Annotated in this window: 20 protein-coding genes and 2 pseudogenes; 19 read left to right on the top strand and 3 right to left on the bottom strand. The window is 67.1% G+C overall.

From position 1 onward, the window contains the following. Positions 1–155: 155 nt before the first annotated feature. The 12 genes and pseudogenes from HMPREF3067_RS02255 to HMPREF3067_RS02205 all read left to right on the top strand — a co-directional run. Positions 156–1,085, top strand: a pseudogene (locus HMPREF3067_RS02255) (hypothetical protein); the annotation flags it as partial. Next, a complete protein-coding gene (locus tag HMPREF3067_RS02250; RefSeq protein ID WP_070768109.1) occupies positions 1,086–2,072 on the top strand; it encodes an HAD-IIA family hydrolase in 987 nt (328 codons plus the stop codon). Then, positions 2,072–2,239, top strand: coding sequence for a hypothetical protein (locus HMPREF3067_RS11310; RefSeq protein ID WP_168166938.1), 168 nt, complete (start codon positions 2,072–2,074; stop codon positions 2,237–2,239). The genes HMPREF3067_RS02250 and HMPREF3067_RS11310 overlap by 1 nt, the downstream gene beginning before the upstream one ends. Beyond that, on the top strand, positions 2,239–3,054 hold the full coding sequence (locus HMPREF3067_RS02245) for a TlyA family RNA methyltransferase (protein ID WP_070768108.1): 816 nt from the start codon (positions 2,239–2,241) through the stop codon (positions 3,052–3,054). Before HMPREF3067_RS11310 ends, HMPREF3067_RS02245 begins: the two co-directional genes overlap by 1 nt. Continuing rightward, positions 3,051–3,956: an NAD kinase gene (locus HMPREF3067_RS02240; protein WP_083319094.1), complete on the top strand. Its 906-nt coding sequence runs from the start codon at positions 3,051–3,053 to the stop codon at positions 3,954–3,956. The genes HMPREF3067_RS02245 and HMPREF3067_RS02240 overlap by 4 nt, the downstream gene beginning before the upstream one ends. A 29-nt stretch (positions 3,957–3,985) precedes the next feature. Next, positions 3,986–5,722: a DNA repair protein RecN gene (recN, locus tag HMPREF3067_RS02235; RefSeq protein WP_070768107.1), complete on the top strand. Its 1,737-nt coding sequence runs from the start codon at positions 3,986–3,988 to the stop codon at positions 5,720–5,722. 26 nt (positions 5,723–5,748) lie between these two features. Further along, positions 5,749–6,942, top strand: coding sequence for a putative cytokinetic ring protein SteA (steA, locus tag HMPREF3067_RS02230; protein ID WP_210400068.1), 1,194 nt, complete (start codon positions 5,749–5,751; stop codon positions 6,940–6,942). Next, entirely contained in the window at positions 6,939–7,871 is a 933-nt protein-coding gene (locus HMPREF3067_RS02225; protein WP_070768105.1) for a copper transporter, read from the top strand. Before steA ends, HMPREF3067_RS02225 begins: the two co-directional genes overlap by 4 nt. A 16-nt stretch (positions 7,872–7,887) precedes the next feature. Further along, entirely contained in the window at positions 7,888–8,526 is a 639-nt protein-coding gene (locus HMPREF3067_RS02220; protein WP_070768104.1) for an NUDIX domain-containing protein, read from the top strand. Positions 8,527–8,536: 10 nt separating this feature from the next. Further along, positions 8,537–9,466, top strand: a complete 930-nt coding sequence (xerD, locus tag HMPREF3067_RS02215) for a site-specific tyrosine recombinase XerD (protein WP_083319093.1) — start codon at positions 8,537–8,539, stop codon at positions 9,464–9,466. 138 nt (positions 9,467–9,604) lie between these two features. Continuing rightward, the gene (locus HMPREF3067_RS02210) at positions 9,605–10,492 is read left to right on the top strand and encodes a ParA family protein (protein WP_210400066.1); all 888 of its coding nucleotides are present in this window, start codon (positions 9,605–9,607) and stop codon (positions 10,490–10,492) included. Continuing rightward, positions 10,485–11,327 (top strand): segregation and condensation protein A, encoded by an 843-nt coding sequence (locus tag HMPREF3067_RS02205; RefSeq protein ID WP_070768102.1) that lies wholly within the window; start codon positions 10,485–10,487, stop codon positions 11,325–11,327. The genes HMPREF3067_RS02210 and HMPREF3067_RS02205 overlap by 8 nt, the downstream gene beginning before the upstream one ends. Before the next feature lie 32 nt (positions 11,328–11,359). Here the strand turns inward: HMPREF3067_RS02205 and HMPREF3067_RS02200 are convergent, their stop codons facing one another. Continuing rightward, entirely contained in the window at positions 11,360–11,929 is a 570-nt protein-coding gene (locus HMPREF3067_RS02200) for a GNAT family N-acetyltransferase (protein ID WP_070768101.1), read from the bottom strand. Positions 11,930–12,038: 109 nt separating this feature from the next. On the opposite strand from HMPREF3067_RS02200, the gene scpB reads away from it, so the two are divergent. The 4 genes from scpB to der all read left to right on the top strand — a co-directional run bounded on the left by scpB (position 12,039) and on the right by der (position 15,970). Next, on the top strand, positions 12,039–12,593 hold the full coding sequence (gene scpB / locus HMPREF3067_RS02195) for an SMC-Scp complex subunit ScpB (protein WP_070768100.1): 555 nt from the start codon (positions 12,039–12,041) through the stop codon (positions 12,591–12,593). A 124-nt stretch (positions 12,594–12,717) separates the two neighbouring features. Then, complete coding sequence (locus tag HMPREF3067_RS02190; protein WP_070768099.1) at positions 12,718–13,653, top strand: pseudouridine synthase; 936 nt, start codon at positions 12,718–12,720, stop codon at positions 13,651–13,653. Next, complete coding sequence (cmk, locus tag HMPREF3067_RS02185) at positions 13,654–14,352, top strand: (d)CMP kinase (RefSeq protein WP_070768098.1); 699 nt, start codon at positions 13,654–13,656, stop codon at positions 14,350–14,352. Beyond that, complete coding sequence (gene der / locus HMPREF3067_RS02180; protein ID WP_070768097.1) at positions 14,342–15,970, top strand: ribosome biogenesis GTPase Der; 1,629 nt, start codon at positions 14,342–14,344, stop codon at positions 15,968–15,970. Before cmk ends, der begins: the two co-directional genes overlap by 11 nt. Here der and HMPREF3067_RS02175 read toward each other — a convergent pair. After that, on the bottom strand, positions 15,967–16,776 hold the full coding sequence (locus HMPREF3067_RS02175; RefSeq protein WP_070768096.1) for a class I SAM-dependent methyltransferase: 810 nt from the start codon (positions 16,774–16,776) through the stop codon (positions 15,967–15,969). The genes der and HMPREF3067_RS02175 overlap by 4 nt on opposite strands. Before the next feature lie 49 nt (positions 16,777–16,825). Here HMPREF3067_RS02175 and HMPREF3067_RS02170 point away from each other — a divergent pair, with 49 nt between their 5' ends. The 3 genes and pseudogenes from HMPREF3067_RS02170 (at position 16,826) to HMPREF3067_RS02160 (ending at position 20,956) form a co-directional block, all read left to right on the top strand. Continuing rightward, the gene (locus HMPREF3067_RS02170) at positions 16,826–18,262 is read left to right on the top strand and encodes an ABC transporter transmembrane domain-containing protein (protein WP_070768095.1); all 1,437 of its coding nucleotides are present in this window, start codon (positions 16,826–16,828) and stop codon (positions 18,260–18,262) included. Beyond that, a pseudogene (locus HMPREF3067_RS02165) lies at positions 18,262–20,006 on the top strand (ABC transporter ATP-binding protein). Before HMPREF3067_RS02170 ends, HMPREF3067_RS02165 begins: the two are co-directional and overlap by 1 nt. Further along, positions 20,003–20,956: a CE1 family esterase gene (locus HMPREF3067_RS02160; protein WP_246819205.1), complete on the top strand. Its 954-nt coding sequence runs from the start codon at positions 20,003–20,005 to the stop codon at positions 20,954–20,956. Before HMPREF3067_RS02165 ends, HMPREF3067_RS02160 begins: the two are co-directional and overlap by 4 nt. Before the next feature lie 52 nt (positions 20,957–21,008). Here HMPREF3067_RS02160 and HMPREF3067_RS02155 read toward each other — a convergent pair whose 3' ends face one another. Further along, a complete protein-coding gene (locus HMPREF3067_RS02155) occupies positions 21,009–22,265 on the bottom strand; it encodes an SLC5/6 family protein (RefSeq protein WP_070768094.1) in 1,257 nt (418 codons plus the stop codon). Positions 22,266–22,420 lie beyond the last annotated feature (155 nt).

Genomic DNA, 22,420 nt, shown 5'->3' with positions numbered 1-22,420 from the left:
CACCACCACGGTTTTCTACCGGGTGCTTCCGCATGCCCGCATAGGGCCTTATGGTTGTTCAGCCACGGGCTGTTAGTGCATCCCGGGTGCGGGTTCTTAATAAAACTTCCTGGCCTAGTAGAATGGGCGGGTATTAGATTGCTGTCGCGATGGTAGAAACGGATTTAGGTATGTCAGACAACGAAGGTGGCCGTAAGTCTTTTGATTCCGCCGGCGGTGAGCGTCGCGGGGGTGGCCACAAGGGTGGCCGGAAGCCTTACGGGAACCGTTCGGAAGGCTCCCGGGATGAGCGCCGGGGCAACGGCGGCAACCGTGGCGGGCGCAAGCCGGCCCACAAGGGCCGCGGTGGCAAGTCCTCGTCCCAGCAGCGTCGCAGCCACCCGCAGCGCAGCGGCTTCCGCGAAGAGCGCCTGAACCAGCGCATGGCGGACCCGGATCTGCCCAACGATATTGACGTGCGCGACCTGGACCCGATGGTCCTGCAGGACCTGAAGGTGCTGTCCAAGGACAACGCGGAGGCTGTCGCCAAGCACATGATCATGGCAGCGACCTGGATGGAGGACGACGCGCAGCTGGCGCTGCGCCACGCCCGGGCGGCGAAGAACCGCGCGGGGCGAGTCTCCGTGGTGCGTGAGGTCAACGGCATTGCCGCGTACCGCGCGCAGGAGTGGAAGGAAGCCCTCTCGGAGCTCCGCGCCGCCCGCCGTATCTCCGGCGGCCCGGGGCTGATGGCCGTGATGGCCGACTGCGAGCGCGGTCTGGGCAAGCCGGAGAAGGCCCTGGAGTTGGCTAAGGAGCCTGAGGCTAAGGACTTGGACGAAGAGTCCCGTATCGAGTTGGCCATCGTTCTGGCCGGCGCCCGCCAGGACCTAGGCCAGAACGAGTCCGCCGTGGTGACGTTGTCGCGGCTCAACCCGAACAAGGACGACCGCGGGATTAGCGCCTGCCGTTTGTCGTATGCCTACGCCAACGCGCTGGAGCAGGCCGGCCGCACTGATGAGGCCAAGGACTGGTTCCAGCACACTGTCGCCATCGATGAGGGCGAGTGGACCGACGCGGCCGAGCGCGTGAAGGAAATCGGATAGATGGCTTCCCTGTTAGAGTCCCACGACTCGTTGCTGCTTGACCTCGACGGCACGGTCTGGGAGGGCGACCGCCCCATCGGCGCCAGCGTGGACATCATCAACGCCTGCGGCCTGCCGTGCGTGTATATCACCAACAACGCCTCCCGCAGCCCCGGCGCCGTCGTCGACAAGCTGGTGGGCATGGGCATTCAGGCAGACGCGAAGCACGTGCTGACCTCGGCCCAGGCCTGCCTGAACCTGGCAGGTGAGGAGTTAGCTAGCGGCGCGACCGTCCTGGTCGTGGGCGCCGAGTCGTTTAAGCAGTTGGCCCGGCAGGCCGGTTTCACCGTCGTCACCAGCGCGGAAGAGAACCCGCAGGCAGTGTTGCAGGGTTTCGACCCGTCCATCGGGTGGGCGGAGCTGACCGAGGCGGCTCTGGCTATCCGCAACGGCGCGAAGTTCTACGCCTCCAACCTGGATACCTCCCTGCCCATGGAGCGCGGTTTGGCCGTGGGCAACGGATCGCTGGTGGCGGCCGTGTCTACGGCGACCGGGGTGCAGCCGGCCTGCGCCGGCAAGCCCGCCGCCGCCATGTTCGCCCAGGCCGTCCTGGAGATTGGCTCTAAGGCCCCGCTGGCAGTGGGTGATCGCTTAGACACCGATATCCAGGGCGGCAACGCCGCCGGTTGTGACACCTTCCACGTGCTGACTGGGGTCTCCGGCGCGCTGGCGCTCATCGAAGCAGTCAAGGACCAGCGCCCCACGTTTATCGGTGAGTCGATGGGTGATATCAACCTGCCGGAGGCGCAGCTGCGCCCGGGCGCCCAGGGCGGTTTTACCGCCCGCGTCGACGGCGAGGACATTATCTTGAGCGGCGGCGACCCGGGGGCGACCCCGGTGCAGGCACTGCGGACGGTGCTCGAGGTCGCCTGGGCCATGCCACACCCGCCGCGGTATGTGCGCCCGGCCTCCGACGCGGCCGACCAGACCACCGGGGCGTGGTGGTAATGGCACGTCCCATCCCGCACGATCCGCGGCAGACCCAGGTCAGCCCTGAGGACGTAGACGCGAAGATCGCGGAGATTTTCAACGAACCGGTTGGGGACCTGCCGGAGGAAGTCGATCAACTCAACAACGCCCACGAGGTCCTGCGTGCGGCGCTGCAGGAGAACTGATGCCACCAGCACGCAGGCGGCTGGACGCGGAGCTCGTCCGGCGCAAAATCGCGCGTTCCCGGGAGCAGGCCGTCGAGATGATCAAGGGCGACCGAGTCTTCGTCAACGGCTTCAAGGCAGCCAAGCCGGCCACCATCGTGGAGCCGGAGGCCTCTATCCGGGTCGAGCACGCCCCCGAGGACGATTGGGCCTCCCGCGGCGCCCACAAGCTGCTCGGCGCGTTGGAAGCCTTTGACGTCTCGCTGGAGGGCAAGCGCGTGCTCGACGCGGGGGCATCGACGGGCGGGTTCACCGACGTCTGCCTGCGCAACGGCGCAAAGGAAGTGCTCTCCGTGGACGTCGGCTACGGCCAGCTGCTCTGGCGGCTGCAGAACGACCCGCGCGTCCATGTTTTCGATCGCACCAATATCCGCCACCTGGATCTTGAGACCATCGGCCAGCCGGCCGATGCCATGGTGGGTGACCTATCGTTTATTTCCCTGAAGCTGGTGCTGCCGGCCATCGTCTCCTGCCTGCGGCCCGGCGCTTTCCTGCTGCCCATGGTCAAGCCCCAATTCGAGGTCGGCAAGGACCGCCTGGGCCAGGGCGGGGTGGTGCGCTCGCCGCAGCTGCGCGCCGAGGTCACGCTCGACATCGCGCGTTTCGCCCAGGAGCTGGGGCTCAGCTGCCAGAACGTGTGTGCCTCCCCGCTGCCGGGACCGAGCGGGAACGTGGAATACTTCCTGCACCTAGTCGCCGATGAGGCGAAGACGCAGCCGGGGCAGGCAGAATTGGAGACAATGATCGACAAGGCAATCAAGGAGGGGCCGCAGTGAGCCAGGAAAACACGGTGGCGCAGCAGCGCGAAATCCTTTTGGTCCCCCACGCCGGCCGCAGCACCAACCTGGCCGCCACGGACCGGGCGGCGCAGCTGCTGGACGAGGCCGGCATCGTCGTGCGCGTGTGCGCCCCGGCCGAGATCCTGCCCGTCTTCCCGCACGTCCAGCACACCGCGGCGGCAGCCGAAGGCTGCGAGCTGGTACTCGTCCTGGGCGGGGACGGGACCTTCCTGCGCGCAGCAGACATGGCACGCGCCGTGGACGTGCCGGTGCTGGGTATCAACTTGGGCCACGTCGGCTTCCTCGCCGAATGGGAGGCAGAATCCCTGGACAAGGCCATCGAGCGGGTGGTCTCGCGCCACTACCGCATCGAAGACCGGATGACCATCGACGTCACGGTCACCGGACCCGACGACGAGCTGATCGGCCGCAGCTGGGCTCTCAACGAGGTCAGCATGGAAAACTTGAACCGTTCCGGGGTCTTGGACGCCATCCTGGAGGTGGACGCCCGCCCGGTCATGGCCTTCGGCTGCGACGGCGTGCTGATTTCCACGCCCACGGGCTCTACCGCCTACGCGTTTTCGGCCGGCGGCCCGGTGCTGTGGCCGGAGCTGGATGCCATCCTGGTGGTGCCCAACAACGCCCACGCGCTGTTTACCAAGCCGCTAGTCGTCTCCCCGAAATCTACCGTCGCCGTCGAATCCGCCTCCGAAACGTCGGCGGCGTTGGTTAACATGGACGGGTTCCGCGAGATCGCCATGCCACCGGGCTCCCGCGTCGAGGTCGTGCGGGGCGAGCACCCGGTGCGCTGGGTCCGGCTGGACGATCACCCGTTCACGGACCGCCTGGTGTCCAAGCTGCGGCTCCCCGTCGAGGGCTGGCGGGGCCCGCAGCGCTAACCGCCCCACGGAAGGAGTCAGTGATAGGCGTGCTAACCGATATCACCATCGAAGATCTGGGTGTCATCCACAAGTCGAGCGCCGAGCTGGCCGACGGCCTGACCGTGCTCACCGGTGAGACCGGCGCCGGCAAGACCATGGTGGTCACCGGCCTGCGACTGCTGGCCGGCGCCCGCGCGGACGCCTCCCGCGTGCGCAGCGGGGCGAAGAAAGCGGTCGTGGAGGGCACCTTTGCCACCTCCTCCCAGCGCGCGGCCGAGATCGTCGAGGAATCCGGCGGGCAGCCGGACGACAACGGCGAGTTCATCACCACCCGCACCGTGTGGGCGGCCGGCCGCTCCAAGGCCCACTTGGGCGGCCGGGCCGTCCCGGCCGCGACCCTGGCCGAGTTCACCGGCGAGGTACTGACCATCCACGGACAAAACGATCAGTTGCGCCTGCTCGCCCCGGAACAACAGCTGGCGGCCCTGGACCGCTCCGACGAGGCGCTGCCCGGCCTGCGCGAGGCCTACACCGAGAAGTTCACCGCCTGGCGCAAGCTAGCCCGCGAGCTCAAGCGCAAGACGCAGTCGCGCCGCGAGATGGCCCAAGAGGTCGACCGCCTGCAGTTCGCCGTCGACGAGATCGACAAAGTCAGCCCGGTGGATGGGGAAGACACTGAGCTGGTCGAGCAAATCCGGCGGCTCCAGGACGTCGACGCCCTGCGGGAGGCGGCCACCACGGCGCTGGCCGGTATCGACGGCCCAGAGGGCATCGAGGGGGCAGACGGGGCGCAGGCAGCCGGCGGCTACGCCGAGCAGGAGGCAGCCTCCACCCAGCTGGGGTCTGCCGCGGCGGCGCTGGCTGCCAGCTCGGATTCCCAGCTGCAGGCGCTAGGCGAGAGGATGCAAGACATCACCGCCCAGCTGGCGGATATTTCCGGCGAGTTGGGGCTCTTCTTGGGGCAGCTGCCGGCCGACCCAAACCTTCTGGAAAAGTCCCTGGTGCGCCAACAGGAACTCAAGCAGTTGACCCGCAAATACGCCCCGGACATCCAGGGGGTTATCGCCTGGCGGGACGAGGCTGTGGCCAAGCTGGGCACCATGGACGTCTCCAGCGAGGCTCTCGAGGAGCTGAAGAAGGACGTCGCCGCCGCCGAAAAGGAGATGATCGCCGCGGCGGAAATGCTTACCCGGGAACGCACGCGCGCGGCGGGGGACTTGGCGGCGGCTGTCACCCAGGAGCTGCGCGGGCTGGCGATGCCCAAGGCGCGCATCGAGGTCGCGGTCCGGCCAGCGAAGTACTCGCGCACCGGGGCGGACGAGGTCGAAATCGCGATGGCGCCCAACGACGCCGCCGACGCCCGGCCCCTGGCCAGCGCCGCCTCCGGCGGTGAGCTCTCCCGCGTCATGCTCGCCCTCGAGGTGATCCTCTCGGCGGACAATGAGGGCGGAACCATGGTCTTCGACGAGGTGGACGCTGGGGTGGGCGGCCGCGCGGCGGTGGAGATCGGCCGCCGGCTGGCCAAGCTCGCGCGCAACCATCAGGTCATCGTGGTCACCCACCTGCCGCAGGTGGCCGCCTACGCGGACTGCCACCTGCACGTGGCCAAGGAGGTCTCCGACGAGACCGTGATCTCCGGCGTATCCAACCTGGACCGGCAGGAGCGTATCGAGGAACTCGCCCGGATGCTGGCCGGTCTCGACGACACGGCCACCGGCCGCGCCCACGCGGCGGAATTATTTGACAAAGCGCAAGCGGAAGTCGCATCTTTCCGCGCGCCTTAACCACTTTTGCCCCGCGACGGGGGACAATGCCAGACATGAGTTTGTTTTCCCGCAACGACGACCTGCCGGGGCTGCACGGCGCATTGCGCGATTGCACCCCGGGCGGCAAAGGCATGAAGAAGTTCCATGCCGGTGATATTGCCGTCATTAGCGCCGCAGATATCTCCCGCCAGGAGGCCCAGGCCCTGGTGGATATTTCCCCTGCTGCCGTAATCAACCTCCACAAGTTCACCACGGGAGTCATCCCGAACTACGGCCCGCACATGCTGCTGGACGCCGAGGTGGTCCTCTTGGAGGACCTCGGTGAGGCCTTCATGTCTGAGTTCCGCGACGGCAAGAAGGCGCGGATCACCGACGACGGCACCGTCTACCTGGGTGATAAGGCGATCGGCACCGGCAAGCTCGTGGAGCGCGCCGCCGCCGAAGACGAGTTCGCCAACGCCCAGCGCGGCCTCATCGACCACATGGAGGCCTACTTCGGCAACTCCATCGAGTTCATCCACTCCGAGGGCCCGCTGCTCATCGACGGCCTCGGCGTTCCGGACGCGGGATCCGAAATGCAGGGCCGGAAGGTCGTCGTGGTCTCGGACGCCGAGGGCCACCGCGGCAAGGTCAAGGACCTGCACAACTTCATCCGCGAGTACGAGCCCTACCTCATCGGCGTCGACGCCGCCGCCGACACCCTGGTGGAGCTCGGCTACAAGCCCGATCTCATTGTGGGTAACCCGGCGGGCATTGCCGCCGAGACGCTGCGCTCCGGCGCGCGCGTGATCCTGCCGGCCGAGCCGGACGGCACGGCCGAGGGCCTGGAGCGCATCCAGGACCTGGGCATCGGCGCGATGACCTTCCCCGCGGCCACGCAGTCCGCCACGGACCTGGCGCTGCTGCTGGCTGACTACCACGACGCCCAGATGATCGTGCAGGTCGGCAACGCCGTGGACCTGGACGACGTCTTCGCCGACCGCCCGCACGCTACGCCGGCCGCACTCCTGTCGCGGGTCAAAGCGGGAACCCGCGTGGTGGACGCGGACGCCATCATCAACCTCTACACGGTCAATCGCGGCGGCGGGGGCGCGTGGCTGTGGGCCATCCTGGGTATCCTGGTCGCCTTGGCGGTCATCGTGCTGGTGGTCGGCCTTGGCGGCGACGGCGGATTCGCCGACAATCTCGTCGACACCTGGAATAACCTGGCGCTGACCGTCCAAGGGTGGTTTAAGTGAAAGGCTCTAGCTCCGTACCCGGCGGCGTCATCGCCGGGCTTGGTTTCGGCGTAGCCGCGGGCGTGGCCTTAGGTGCCCTGGTGCTGGCCCCCTCGATGGATGGGGCGCCTACCGCCAGCGGGAACAACGACAACAGTGATTATGAGAAGGCCGTGCAAGACAAGGAGATCGCGCGCGCCCAGGCTAATTCCTCCGACTCGGTCGTCCGGGAGTTTAGCTCCGAGACGGTGCGGGACACCTTGAGCGACCGCCCGGTGCTGGTCATCAGCACCCCGGACGCCGCCGACGGCGATATCCGCGGACTGCAGTCCCTGTTGCACAGCGCCGGCGCGCAAAAGGCCGGCCACCTCAAGCTGACGCAGGACTTTTTCACCCAGGACAAGGCCGACGAGCTGAAGTCCATCGTGGCCAACACCCTGCCCGCCGGGGCGGAGCTGAGCGAGGACAGGATCTCGCCCGGTACCCACGCCGGCCAGGCCCTGGGGGCGGCCATGCTCATGAACCCGGACGACGCCCAGCCGCTGGCGAGCGTTGACGATCGCGCGCAGCTGCTGCAGGCGCTGCGTAAGGCCGGCTTCATCGACTACGAGGACGGGACCATGCGCCCGGCGCAGGCGGTGCTGCTGGTGACCGGTTCCGAGAAGGAAGGCTACGCCACGGAGACGCTGGGCACCTTCGCCGAGGCCATCGACGAGGTGGGGAACAACACCGTCGTGGCCGGCCGCGTGGAGCAGGCCGCCCCGGACGGCGTGATCGGCTCCCTGCGCGGCGCCGACTCGCACATCTCCACCGTGGACTCGGTGGATCGTTCCTTCGCCCGGATGGCGGCGGTGCTCGCCGTCGCCGAGCAGCTCGATGGCGGCGACGGCGCCTATGGCTCCGCGGCCTCGGCAGAGGCCGCCGCGCCGGCCAAGCCGGAATCCAACTAGCACGAGAGGGGATACCGTGGCCCACGAATTCGCAACGCTCGACTCTGAGCTCCTCCTGGACGCTCCGATCATCGCCGTCCGCAAGGACCTGGTGTCCATGCCGGACGACCACCAGGCCTACCGCGAGGTGGTCGAGCACATGGGCGCGGTAGCCATTGTGGCACTCAACGGAAAGGACCAGGTAGCGCTTATCCGGCAGTACCGCCACTCGGTGGGGCAGCGGCTGTGGGAGATCCCCGCCGGGTTGCTCGACGTCAAGGACGAGCCCGCCTTCGACGGCGCCCAGCGGGAGCTGCAGGAGGAGGCGGGCCTGACCGCCGAGGACTGGGCGGTCTTGGCCGATATCGTGACCTCGCCCGGCTTCTGCGAGGAGGCCAGCCGCATCTACCTGGCCCAGAACCTGCACGAGGTGGAGCTGCTGGACGCTGTCGGGGACGAAGAAGCCGACATAGAACGCGCCTGGGTCGACCTGGGGGAGGCCGTCGACATGGTTTTTTCCGGCCAGGTGGTCAATTCCATCGCGGTCGCCGGCATCCTCGCCGCCTTCGCCTACCAGCAGGGTGGGCGGACCTTGCGCGGGGTCGATGCCCCCTTTGATTTGCGCCCGAACTCGATCGCGGCGCGCCGGCCCGGCCCGGACCTGAAGAAGCAGTGAGTGACAAGCGGTGAGCGATAGCCACAGCCCGCTGCGCGAGGTGGCGGATACCTGGCTCAATCACCTGGCCGTCGAGCGCGGCGCCGCCGGCAACACGTTGAGCAACTACCGCCGGGACGTCAACCGCTACCTGGAGTGGCTGGAACAGGCCGGGGTGAGTGACCTTAAGGACGTGACGACCAGCCAGGTCGAGGCCTATATGGCGGACCTGCGCCGCGGCTATGCCGGGCACCGGCCGTTGGCGGCGTCCTCGGCCAGCCGCGCGCTGGTGGTGGCCCGCGGCCTGCACAAATTCGCGGTCACCGAGGGGGAGGTGGCCGTCGACGTGGCTGCGGAGGTCTCGCCGCCTTCGACCGGCACCCACCTTCCCGAGACCCTGTCGGTGGACGAGGTTTCGGCGCTTATCGATGCCGTGCCCCAGGGCCCGGAGGCCACCGCGTTGGACCTTCGGGACCGCGCGCTGCTGGAGATGCTCTACGGCACCGGCGCGCGTATCTCGGAGCTGATGCGCGTGGACGTGGACGATATCTCCGGTGGCGACGGCATCATCAAGCTCGAAGGCAAGGGTGGCAAAGAGCGCCTGGTACCGGTGGGCTCGATGGCTCAGGCGGCCGTGGACGCCTACCTGGTGCGCGGGCGCCCGGCTCTGAGCCGCGGGCTGAGCCCAGCGGTCTTCCTCAACACCCGGGGCAAGCGCCTGTCGCGCCAGTCCGCGTGGGCGGTGATCCAACAGGCGGTGGCCCGGGCAGGGTTGAGCAAGAAGATTTCCCCGCACACCCTGCGCCACTCTTTTGCCACGCACCTGTTGGAGGGTGGCGCGGACGTGCGTACCGTCCAGGAGCTGCTGGGGCATTCCTCGGTGACGACGACGCAGATCTACACCCACGTCAGCGCGGATTCCCTCCGCGAGGTGTGGCGGACAGCCCATCCGCGCGCGTAAAATCAACCAAATAGCCTTGACTGTGACGGTTGGGTGTCGCCGCGTTACGGTCTAAGGGTAATGTGTTAATTACAAGCGTGTAATTGCTAGTTGCGGTACCGGCGTTGCGTGGCGCGCTAGCTAGTCAAGGAAGCAGGTGTGACTGTGAGCGACGATGGTCTGTTCGATGCCTCTGAGGTCGAAGTGGGCTTGACGGGCCGGCCGGTTCGTGAGCTGCCCGAGCCCGCCCCCCTTGATTCCCATGGGCCCGCGACCATCATCTCCATGTGCAACCAGAAGGGCGGGGTCGGCAAGACCACCTCGACCATCAACATGGGGGCGTGCCTCGCGGCGCTCGGCCGCCGCGTGCTCTTGGTGGACTTGGACCCGCAGGGCGCGCTCTCGGCGGGGCTGGGGCTGACCCATGACGAGATTGAAGACACGATCTACGACGTCATGCTGGACAGCCAGATCTCCATTCATTCCGCCATCAAGCACACGGCCGTCGACGGCCTGGACTTGGTGCCCGCGAACATCGACCTGTCCGCGGCGGAGATCCAGTTGGTCAACGAGGTCGGCCGCGAGCACACCTTGGCCCGGGCGCTGCGCCCGGTCCGCCGCGACTATGATTTCATCATCATCGACTGCCAGCCCTCGCTGGGCCTGCTGACCGTCAACGCGCTGGCCTGCTCCCAGGGCGTTATTATCCCGATGGAGTGCGAGTTCTTCTCTCTGCGCGGCCTGGCGCTGCTGACGGACACCGTGGAGAAAGTCTCCGACCGCATCAACTTCGATCTGGAAGTCCTGGGCATCCTGGTGACCATGTTCGATCGCCGCACCAAGCACGCCCGCGAGGTGATGTCGCGGGTGGTCGAGTACTTCGGGGACAAGGTCTTCGACACGGTCATCACGCGCACCGTCCGCTTCCCGGAGACCTCCGTGGCCGGCGAGCCGATCACCACTTGGGCGCCGAGCTCACAGGCGGCCTCGCAGTACCACAACCTGGCGCTCGAGGTCATTGAGCGCACCAGCCCGTCGCGTGGCTAAGAACGAGGCCGCGGTAGCCGAGGCGCCGGCGGGGGAGCCGGTTCAGCCCGAAATCACCGGCTTCCGGATCGCGCTGGATAACTTCGAGGGCCCCTTTGACCTGCTCTTGCAGCTCATCCAGTCCAAGAAGATGGAGGTCACCGACCTAGCGCTGTCGGAGGTGACCGACGAATTCGTCGAATACACCCGCGCCCTGGGGCAGGACGCGGACTTGGACGAGACCACGGAGTTCCTCGTCGTGGCCGCCACGCTCTTGGATCTCAAGGCCGCCCGCCTGCTGCCGCGCGGCGAGGTGGATGACCTGGAGGACCTGGAACTCCTCGAGTCCCGGGACCTGCTTTTCGCGCGCCTTTTGCAGTACAAGGCCTACAAGCAGGTCGCAGACGAATTCGCCGAGTGGCAGCGCCACGCGCAGCGGCGCTACCCGCGCGCGGTCAGCATGGAGGAGCGCTTCGCCGATCTCTTACCCCCGGTCCGGCTTGGCCACAGCCCCGCCAGCTTCGCGGAGCTGGCCGCCAGCGTCTTCCGTCCGAAGCCGCCGGAGGAAGTCGGCATCGGGCACGTGCACCAGGTGGCCGTGTCCGTGCCGGAGCAGGCCGGCAAGATCATGGACACGCTCAAGCTGCTGGGGCAGGCCCGGTGGATGAGCTTTGCGGCCCTGACCCGGGACTGTACGGTATCCATGCAGGTGGTCGGCCGCTTCCTGGCGCTGCTCGAGCTGTATAAGGCGAAGGCGGTCGACACCGAGCAGCCGGAGTCCCTCGGCCCGCTGTCGGTCAGCTGGACCGGTCTCGACGTCGACCCCGCCGTGGTCGCCGCCGCCAACTGGGACTAGGCGGCAACCACAGCGGGGTACTGGGGCAGTCTTTAAGGGCGCTGCTGGATGAACTCGAGCACCTCGGCGGGCAGCTGGCGGTCGGCGTAGACGCGCACGTCCGGCTCGTCCGGGTTGTCCTCGGTGCCAATACGGCGGCCCTCCCACATCTTTTCCAACCCGAGTTTTTCCGCGATGCGCGAGGAGGCCGGGTGGTTAGTGGTCACGCGGATGGTGATCGGGGCGTCCGAGTGGACGCGGCGGGCGGACTCGATGGCTTGCTTGGTCAGCTCGGTGGCTATCCCCTGGCCCCAGTGCTCCGGCAGGAGTCGGTACTTGATGTCCCAGAAGCCTCCGGCGCCATCGACGAATTCGGCGCCGCCCACGCCCAGGAACTCACTGGGGCGGTCGCGGTAATAGGCGCTCCACGGGCCGAGCTGGTGCTGTGACCAGGAGTTGCTGGCCACCTCGGCCAGCGCGCGGGTGGTCCGGATGTCCATGTGGCGGGCGTTGGGGCGGTGCGTCCAGATACGGCTGTCGCCGTATACCTTGTGGGCTTCTTCCACGTTGGCGGTCGACAGCGGGATGAGGAGTAGACGGTCAGTTCGTGTGATTGTATCCATGACACCATGTTATGCACATCACATCGACTGTCAAGTGTGGGCGCATTAAGGATTGATAAACTTTTGGCCCGCTCGGGGCGGACAGGAGCGGGGGACTAGACTGTGGCGCATGGATTTACCCATGATTTCCCAACAGCGCTCCCGCCTGGAGTCCATCCTGCTGGTGCTGGACGCCCCCGCGCCGGTGGAGCAGCTCGCCGCGGCGCTGAACGAGGAGACCACGGTGGTCAGCGACTTGCTTCGGGAGCTGTCGCAGGAATACGACGCGCGCGGCTCCGGTATCGACGTGCGCGAAACCGCCGAAGGCTGGCGGCTATACACCCGGCCTGCCAACGCCTCGGTGGTGGAGCGCTTCGTGCTGGATGGCGCACAGTCCAAGCTCTCCCGCGCCGCCCTGGAGACCCTGGCCGTCGTGGCCTACCGTCAGCCGGTCACGCGCGCCCAAGTCGCCGCCGTGCGCGGCGTGAACGTCGACGGCGTGATGCGCACGCTGACCCTGCGCGGGCTCATCCGGGAGTTGCCGGAGGAGGACTTCGAAGGCTCCGCGCACCGCTACGAGACCACCGAGCTTTTCCTCGAGCTGCTGGGCATCGATTCTCTGTCCCGCCTGCCCGACCTGGCCCCGCTGCTGCCCGACGTCGACGCCATCGACGAGGAGTACTAGCGCGCGGGCCCGAGCACTGGGGCTAGGGCCCTTGGCCTGCTCGCGGCGTTTAGCGTGGCCTGCGGGCACTGGGGTAGCATGGCGGGGTACCTAATCAACTGCATATTTCGAAAAGGATGCACCTGTGAATCCACCCGCTCGCCGCGATGGCACACCGGACAAGAAGGAGCGCGTCGACGAGATTATCGTCTCAAACGCGAAACCGGCACGCCACCAGCACGTTTCTAAGAAAGACCGCGCCGCGACCGCGCAGTCGGTAGCCGAAGAACTGGGCGCCGACTGGCTGTATGCCGGCCAAGACTCCGCGGATTCCGCCGCGCCCGCCCAGCAGGGCGAGCGCCTCCAGAAGGTCCTGGCGAAGGCCGGGGTAGCCTCGCGCCGCCACGCCGAGGTCCTCATTGAAAAGGGCCGCGTCGAAGTCAACGGCAAGAAGATCACCCGCCAGGGCGTGCGCGTCAACCCGAACGTGGACATCATCCGCGTGGACGGCACCCGCGTCAACGTCAACGAGGACATGGAATACTTCGTGCTCAACAAACCGCGCGGGGTCCACTCCACGATGTCGGACGAGATGGGCCGGCCCTGCGTGGGCGACCTCATCTCCGAGCGCGTGGCCGCCGGCCAGCGCCTCTTCCACGTCGGCCGCCTCGACGCGGACACCGAGGGCCTGCTCCTGCTCACCAACGACGGGGAGCTGGCCAACCGCCTGATGCACCCCAAGTACGAGGTGCGCAAGACCTACCTCGCCACGGTGCTGGGCGAGGGGGACAAGAAGCTCGTGCGCGCGCTCAAGGAAGGAATCGAGCTCGACGACGGTGTCGCCAAGGCTGACTTCGTGCAGGTGGTGGACAAGAACCAAGGTTATTCCCTGATCCGCCTCGAGCTGCACGAGGGTCGCAAGCATATCGTGCGCCGTATGCTCAAGGCCGCCGGCTACCCGGTCCAGCGCCTAGTCCGCACCAAGATCCACACGGTGCAGCTGGGCGAGCTCAAGCCGGGCAAGATGCGCGCCCTCAACGACAGCGAACTAACCAGCCTGTACAACGAAGTGGGGATGTAGATGTTCAGCAATATGCCCAACGACGGCCTGCTGCTGGCCGTGGATGGCCCGTCCGGCACCGGCAAGTCCAGCACCTGCCGCGAGCTGGCCAAGCGGCTCGCGGCCAAGTACGTCGACACCGGCGCCATGTATCGCGTGGCGACCCTGGCGGTTTTACGCGGCGGCGTGGACCCGGCCGATGCCCCCGCGGTCATCGAGGCCACGAAGGATCTGCCGCTGGAGGTCTCCGACGACCCGGACACGACCGCCGTCTTCCTGGGAGGCGAGGACGTCTCCGGCGAGATCCGCGGTGACGAGGTCACCCGCAACGTCTCGGCCGTCTCCGCCATCCCCCAGGTCCGCGACAACTTGGTCGCCCTGCAGCGCAAGCTGGCCCACCAGGCCCACCGCGCCATCGTGGAAGGCCGCGATATTGGCACCGTAGTGCTGGCGGACGCCCCGGCGAAGGCCTACCTGACGGCGAGCGCGCAGGTGCGCGCCCAGCGCCGCCACGATCAGAACCTCGCCGTCGGCCGCGAGTCCGACTTCGAGGCGGTGTTGGCCGACGTCGAGCGCCGCGACGCCGCGGATTCTTCCCGCGCGACCTCGCCGTTGCGCCCGGCCGACGACGCCGCCGTCATTGATACCTCCGAGCTCACCCTCCCTGAGGTAGTAGAGCGTTTAGTGCAGCTAGTAGAGGAGTCCCGTAATGACTCATAACCCCAACGACAACGGCGCCGGCAACGGTCGCGACAACGCGCCGGAGACCGAGACCGAGTTTTACTCCCCGCACGGGCAAACCCCGGGCACCGAGCCGGCCGAGGAGATTTTAGAGCGCGATCCCCACGAGGGCTGGGCTGCGGCCGATTTTGATGCCGAGGAGTTCGACTACGACTTCGACGAATCCGAGTTCGGCGACGCTGACTACGGCGAGGACGAGGACCCGGAGACCCCGCTGACGGAAGAAGAGTGGGCCGAGATCGAGGCCGCCTACGGGATGGGCGGCCAGCAGTACGACTCGGAAGCCCTGTGCACCGTGGCCATCGTCGGCCGCCCGAACGTGGGCAAGTCCTCCTTGGTCAACCGCTTCCTGGGCCGCCGCGAGGCCGTGGTCGAAGACCATCCGGGCGTGACCCGCGACCGCGTGTCCTACATCGGCGACTGGAACGGCCAGCGCTTCCTCGTCCAGGACACCGGCGGCTGGGATCCCAACGTCAAGGGTATCCACGCGGCCATTGCCCGCCAGGCGGAGGTGGCCATGGAAACCGCCGACGTCATTGTCTTCGTGGTCGACACCAAGGTCGGCATCACCGAGACCGACTCGGTCATGGCGCGGCGCCTGCAGAAGTCGCAGGTCCCGGTCATCCTGGTGGCCAACAAATTCGACTCGGACAACCAGTACGCCGACGTCGCGGAGTTCTACGGCCTGGGCCTGGGCGATCCGTGGCCGGTCTCGGCGCAGCACGGCCGCGGCGGCGCGGACGTCCTCGACGAGGTCCTGCGCCTGTTTCCGGAGACCCCGCGTGCGCATTCAATTACCGCCGGACCGCGCCGCGTGGCGCTGGTGGGCAAGCCGAACGTGGGGAAGTCCTCGCTGCTGAACAAGTTCACTGGCGAGAACCGCGCCGTCGTCGACAACGTTGCGGGCACCACCGTGGACCCGGTCGACTCCCTGGTCCAGCTGGACCAGCAGCTGTGGCGGTTTATCGACACCGCCGGCCTGCGCAAGAAGGTCAAGAACGCCCAGGGGCATGAGTACTATGCCTCCCTGCGCACCCGCGGCATCATCGACGCGGCCGAGGTCTGCGTCATGCTCATCGATGCCTCGGAGGAGATCTCCGAGCAGGACCAGCGCGTGCTCAACATGGTGCTCGAGGCCGGCAAGGCCCTGGTGATCGCCTTCAACAAGTGGGACCTGATGGACGAGGATCGCCGCTACTACCTGGACCGGGAGATCGACCAGCAGCTGGCGCACCTGCCCTGGGTCACCCGCATCAATATCTCCGCGGAGACCGGGCGTGCGCTCCAGAAGCTGGAACCAGCCATGATCGAGGCCCTGGAGAGCTGGGATCAGCGCGTGACCACCGGCCAGCTCAACAACTGGATGCGCGAGGCGATCGCGGCCAACCCGCCGCCGATGAAGAATAACCGCCTGCCGCGCGTTCTCTTTGCCACGCAGGCCTCCACGCAGCCGCCGACCATCGTGCTGTTTACCACCGGCTTCCTGGATGCAGGCTACCGCCGCTACCTGGAGCGCAAGTTCCGCGAGCGCTTCGGCTTCCACGGCACCCCGGTCCGGATTGCGGTGCGCGTGCGCGAGCGCCGCAAGAAGCGCTAGGCGCGGCGCAGCAGGAAGGCGTCGGTGCGGTAGCGCAGCCGCACCGCGTCGTCGTCACTCAGTCCGGTGTGCTCGCGCAGGTACCAGTTGAGGTTGTGCGTCATCCGCTGGTGGATCTTGTCCCCGTTGCGCAGCCAATAGGCCCGGGTGTGCATGAGCTGGTGCAGCTGCGCGGGGTAAAGCTCCTGTGTAAAGGTCGTGCGCAACTCCCGCTCGATGGTCCAGGGCGCGGCTAGGGCCGGTAAAAAGCCGGGCTTCTGGACGTCGCCGCTGTGCATGATGCGCGCAAGCCGCAGCAGCCACGGATCATCGGTGACATCCAGGGTGTTCCACACCAGCAACACGTGCCCGCCGGGGCGGACTATCCGGTCGAATTCCGCGCAGGCGGCCGGCACGTCCACCCAGTGCCAGGTCTGCGCCGCCGCCACGGCGTCCACGCTCGCCTCCGGCAGCGCGGTGGCCTCGGCCTTGGCCCGCCACACCGGAACCGCGAGGTTTTCTTCCAGCACCCGCGCCATGTCGGCGGAAGGGTCGACGGCCCAGACGCGCTCGACGCCAGGGGTCGCGGCCAGCTGTTCCGTGAGCTTTCCGGTGCCTGCCCCGATATCGACCACGGTGGCGTGGTCGGCCAGTAGCTTCGCGACCTGTGCCGGATAGGACGGGCGCACGTCGTGGTAGGTTCCGGCGCCGTGCCCGAACGCCCGGGCTGTGGCCGTGCGGTGGGCAGCCCCGCGGAACTCGGGGCCCTCCTTTTCCGAGGGCGGGCGGTAGGACGGGAAATTGCGCGGGTCAGGCTGTGTGGACATCGCTAATAAACTTACCTGTTTCTCATGTTCCCTTATAGGATGGATCCCTATGTCATCTCTTCCAGCACCCGGCGACAAGCGTTGGCTGCTGAAAACTGTCTTCTCGCAGAAGCAGCGGACAATCCCGGCCGCGGTGCTCATGGCAGTGACCTTCGTGTGCAACGGGCTTACCCCGGTGGTCGTCGGCAAGGCCGTGGACGACGCGATAGCCAGCAGCTCCTTGCGCTCGTTGGTGGTGTGGGTAGCGGTGCTTATCGGGCTCTTCGCCGTCAACGCCGCGGCGAGCTGGTTCTCCCGGGGTCTGTTTAACTGGGCGATGTTGCTCATCGCCCACCAGCTGCGCATGGCGGTCACGGACCGGATTACCCATCCACGGGGCATCGGCGGGCGGCGCCGCACTGCCGGCGAACTGCTGTCCATCGCCTCCACCGACACCCAGCGCGTGGCGAACGCCGTGTTCATGACGGTTTTTCCCGTCGCCGAGGTCGTCTCCATCGTCTACGTGGCCGTCATGGTGGGGCTTATCTACCTGCCGCTGGGCCTGGCCGTCCTGCTGGGCGGACCCATCATCGTCTGGTGCTCTCTGACGGCGGCGCGCCCGCTGCGCAAGCGCTCCAGCGTGCGCCAGGCGGCCCTAGCCCAGGCGGCCGCCACGGCCACCGACGTCGTGGAAGGTCTGCGCATCATCAAGGGCATCGGTGCGGTCGATACGGTACGGCGCCGCTACGCGGAGGCCTCCGATAACGCTTACGACAAGACCATCTTTGCCAACGCCGCCCAGGCGCGACTGAACGCGGTGACCACCGGCATCGGCAGCTTGTATGTGATCGTCGTCGGCTGCGTGGCGGGTTGGCTGGCGCTGCAGGGGTACCTCAGCGTGGGCGAGCTCATCACGATCATCGGCCTGACCCAGTTCATCATCACCCCAATGACCATGCTGGGCCGCAATATCGCCTCGCGCTGGGCGGCCGCCCAGGCCAGCGGGGCCCGGATCGTCGATCTGCTGAACCAGCCGCCGGAATTCGCCGCCGATGACACCGCCGAGCTGCCGGCCCTGCGCCCGGGCATCCACGTGGAGACCGGCGAGGTCCCGGACTACCTGGCGCGACTGCCGCGGGAGCGCTACCTGGTGGCCCCGCACCAGGCCGATATCTTCGACGGGACCGTGGGCAGCAATGTTTCCGCAGACGCCGAATCCGCCGCCCGGGCGCTGTGGGTGGCCGCGGCGGAGGACATCCCCGGGGGCCACGACCGCGAGGTGGGCGACAACGGCGGGCACCTGTCCGGCGGCCAGCGCCAGCGCGTGGCCCTGGCCCGCGCCATCGCGGCGGACCCGGAAGTCCTCGTGCTCATCGAGCCGACGTCTGCGGTGGACTCGGTCACCGAGGCCACCATCGTGGAGCGCATCGCGGCCACCCGCGCGGACAAGCCGACGGTGGTCTACACCTCCTCGCCGGCCTGGCTGGCCCAGGAGGTGCGCGCCTAATGCGGTTCCCGAACGCCACGTGGCCGCAGGTGCGCCGCTGCGTTGCCGACAACGTGAAGGCCATCCCCGGGGCGGCCTGGCGGCTGGTCCTAGCGCTGGTGGTCTTAAGCGCCGGCGCGGCCGCCAACATCTTAATCCCGATCTGGTTGGGACGGATCGTCGACATCGTTATCGCGGGCGAGCCGCAACACCTGGGCGGCCTGGCAGCCCAGCTGCTGGGCGCGGCTGCGGCCGCGGCGATCCTGGCAGCGCTGGGTTTCTACCTCATCTCCCGGGTCACGGAGAAGATCATCGCGCAGCTGCGCCTGCAGATGGTCTCCACCGCCGTGGGCCTGCCTACCCACCGGGTCGAGGACGCCGGGACGGGGGACCTGGTCTCGCGCTCTACCGACGACGTCGCGGAGCTGTCCGCCGCGGTCACCGAGACCGCGCCGGTGCTGAGCAATTCGGCCTTCTCCATCGTCGCCACCGCCATTGCCCTGGTGACCCTGGACTGGCAGTTCCTCTTGGTGGTCGCCTGTGCGGCCCCGCTGTACTTCTTCGCCGCGCGGGCCTACCTCAAGGTCGCGCCCGGTCGTTACGTGGCCGAACGCGAGTCCATGGCTACCCGCGCCCGCCGCATCCTGGAAGTCATCCGCGGCAACGCGACCGTGCGGGCGTTCCACCTGGAAGACGAGATGCACCATAAGGTCGGTCAGGCCTCCTGGCAGGTCGTCGAGCGCGGCTACAGCGCCCGGCGCACCATGATCACCCTGCAGTTCTGGATGACCCTCGTCGAGCTCGTCATGCTGTCTGCCGGACTCATCGCCGGCTACCTGGCCACGCAGTCGGCCGGCCTGAGCGTCGGCGCGGTCACGGCCGCCATGCTCATGCTCATCCGCCTGCGCGGACCGCTGCTGGGTCTCATGCGCATCCTGGACACCGTCCAGTCCGGCTACGCCTCCCTGGCGCGCATCGTGGGCGTGGTCATCGACCCGCCGCGGCCCGTCACGGCCGCGGGCGCACCCACCAGTCGCGGCGAGGTCGAGATGGAAGGCGTCAGCTTCGGCTACGGCGACGGCTGGGCGGTCGAAGACGTCAGCCTGCGCGTGCAGCCGGGCCAGAAGATCGCCCTGGTGGGCGCCTCCGGCGCGGGCAAGACGACGGTGGCCGCGTTGGCGGCCGGCCTGCGCGTGCCGGACGCGGGGCACGTCACCGTCGATGGGGTAGAGGTCTCCGCCCTTTCGGACCGCGCGAGCGCGTCGTCCGCCTGGCGCTGATCTCCCAGGAGGTCCACGTCTTCTCCGGGACGCTGCGCGAGGACCTCGCGCTGGCGGCTCCGGCGGCCACAGACGCCCAAATGCAGGCCGCGCTCGACCGCGTGGGCTTCCCCGAGCTCCCGGACGGCCTCGACACGGAGGTTGGCGCCCGGGGTCAACAACTGGACCCGGTCGCCGCGCAGCAACTCGCCCTGTCTAGGATCTTTTTGTTGGATCCAAAGGTGGTTATCATGGACGAGGCAACCGCGGAGGCCGGTACCTCGGGCGCGGCGGTGCTCACCGACGCGGCCCAGGCGGTCACCCAGTCCCGCTCCGCCCTCGTCGTCGCGCACCGCCTGGATCAGGCCTACGATGCCGACGAGATTCTCGTCATGGATAGCGGGCGGATTATCGAACGAGGCAACCATACACAACTAGTCGCCCGCGGTGGGCAGTACGCCCGCCTATGGGCCGCATGGAAGAAAGGCCGGGATAAAGCGCAGTGAAACCCATCCTCCGCGCAGTAGCGGCAGTCACGGCGACCGCCGCCCTAATGGCCGGGTGCTCCTCCCAGGGCACCCCCGAAAGGGACGCGGCGGCTCCGAGCTCTAGGGAGCGCATCGATCTGGGCATCCCGCGCTCGGCCCCGCTGGACGGGCCAGAGCCCGGCAGCTTCACCGAGATCAACCTGCCCTCGGGGCGCACCTACGTGCTCGCGGTGCCGGAAGACTATGACCCGGCCAAGAAGTGGCCGCTGTTGATGTCCTTCCACGGCTGGAAGGAAACCAGCTGGAACAACTTCAAGTACACCGACTTCCGGCACGCGGAAGCCATTTCTGTCTACCCGCAGGGCAAAAACGGCGCGTGGGCGCCGGCCCCTTATGCCGACACCAAGGGCTCCGAGGACATCGCCTTCGTCGAGGACATCCTCGACACCGTGCGCGCCACCTACACCATCGACGACGAGCGCATCTACGCGACCGGCATGTCCAACGGCGGCGGTTTCGTGGCCTACCTGGCTTGCCAGATGCCCGGGACGTTCAAGTCCATCGCCAGTATCTCGGCCGCCTATTATGAGGCGATCCACAACAACTGCGCCGATCAACCCGTCGGCCGCCTGGACCTGCACGGGACCAACGATCCAGTGGTCAAGTACTACGGCGGCAAACGGCACGGTACCCGCTACAACTCGGTGGTCGATGTTCTAGCCCACGACGAGGAGCGCAACCGCTGCAGCTCCCGCATCCGGACCGAGCGCCTGGCCAACTCGGCCCTGCTGCAGACCTGGAGCGGCTGCGAGGAACCGCTCCAGCACATCCGGATTGGCGGCGGCAAGCACGTCTGGCCCGGCGGCGCCTATGACAAAGACGCCCATGTTGGCAAGGGCTTTGCCACCGACAAGGTTCTCGACTTCTTCGGGATTCCGGGCCGCCCCGAGGGCACCCGCGATACCTAGCCGCCAAGCGTAGAAGCCGCGCTCTTAGCGCGGCGTGCCACGTGGGGCGCGTTTAGTTGAACAGGCCCCAGACCGCAGCGGAGATGGTGATGACGCCGAAAACCACCACGAACCAGTTGGTCCAGCGGCCGCGGAAGCGCTTGAGGGCATCGATGCGGTAGATGGCCCAGATGGGCATCAGGTAGAGGATGGCCGCAATGAACGGGCCGCCGATGCTCTCGATAAGCCCCAGGATGTCCGGGTTCAGGACGGCGGCAATCCACGTGGTGATGAAGATGAGCGCGTAGGCGATGTTGGTGATCTGCTGGTGCGTGGTGCGCTCGGCCAGGGAAGGAGAGACCTTCTTGAGGATGTAGCGCGCGCCCTCGGTGGTACCCAGCACGTGGCCGAAGTAGGAAGAGATGATAGCCAGGATGGCGATGACCGGGGAGAGGTAGGCCAACACCGGAACGCCGGAGATATTCGCCAAGTAGGACAGGACCGGGATGTTTTGTTCGCGGGCCTCCTGCAGACCGTCCGCGCCCAGGGCCAGGGTGCAGGACCAGACGAAGAACATGGTGAACACGGTCAGCATCAGCGCGGTGGCGAACAAGACCTTGGAGGCGTTCTCGTGCGACTTGATGCCCCACTGGCGCTGCATGGCCAGGGAGAACTGGGAAATGGCCGGGGAGTGGTTAAAGGAAAAGACCAGCACCGGCAAAATCATGATGATCCCGCCGATGAGCGCCAGTGAGTTGCCGGAGTCGACCTCCATGAAGCTTTGCAGGTCCCACTGCGGGATGAGGTAGATGGACACGCCCGCCAGGCACAGGATGAGTGGGTAGACGATGAACTGGGTCAAGTAAAGCATCAGCTTCTCGGAGAAGGCGAAGACCAGGGTCATCGCGCCGATGAGAAGGAAGGACAGTAGCGCGCGGTTAATGTGCGGCCCGTTGAACTGGTTGACGATGAAGGAGTCCACCGTGTTGGTAATGGACACGCCGTAAATCAGCACGATGGGGTAGATCGCGAAGAAATACAGCACGGAGATGACCAGACCGATCTTCTGGCCGAAGTAGTCGGTGACGACGACCGTGATGTCCTCGCCCTGGCGCGGGGAGACGCACATGATGCGCGCGAGCGCGCGGTGGGACAGGTAGGTCATGGGGGCGATCAAGATGGTGGCAATCAGCAACGGCCAGAAGCCGAAGCTGCCCGCGTTAATCGGCAGGAAGAGGATGCCCGCTCCCACGGCGGTGCCGAAGAGTGAAAAAGCCCAGCTAGTGTTGACGGTCCGGCCGGATGCCTGGGCCGGGGCAGAAGAGGTCATGAAAAGATCTCCTTGTAGGGGAGGTAAACGGTGCAATCGACATCAGCAGCGTAGGAGCCACTACTTTGTGGATTACGCTAACACTTGGAAATAGGCCTGTTTGCTCTTTGGAAACAGAAGAATTCTCACCCCTCCTTTTGGGGGTAAATTCCTCT

It is taken from the genome of Corynebacterium sp. HMSC04H06 (assembly GCF_001815935.1).
GTDB lineage: Bacteria > Actinomycetota > Actinomycetes > Mycobacteriales > Mycobacteriaceae > Corynebacterium.
Note: the sequence above shows the minus strand (reverse complement) of the source record. Positions and strands in the feature narration are given on the sequence as shown.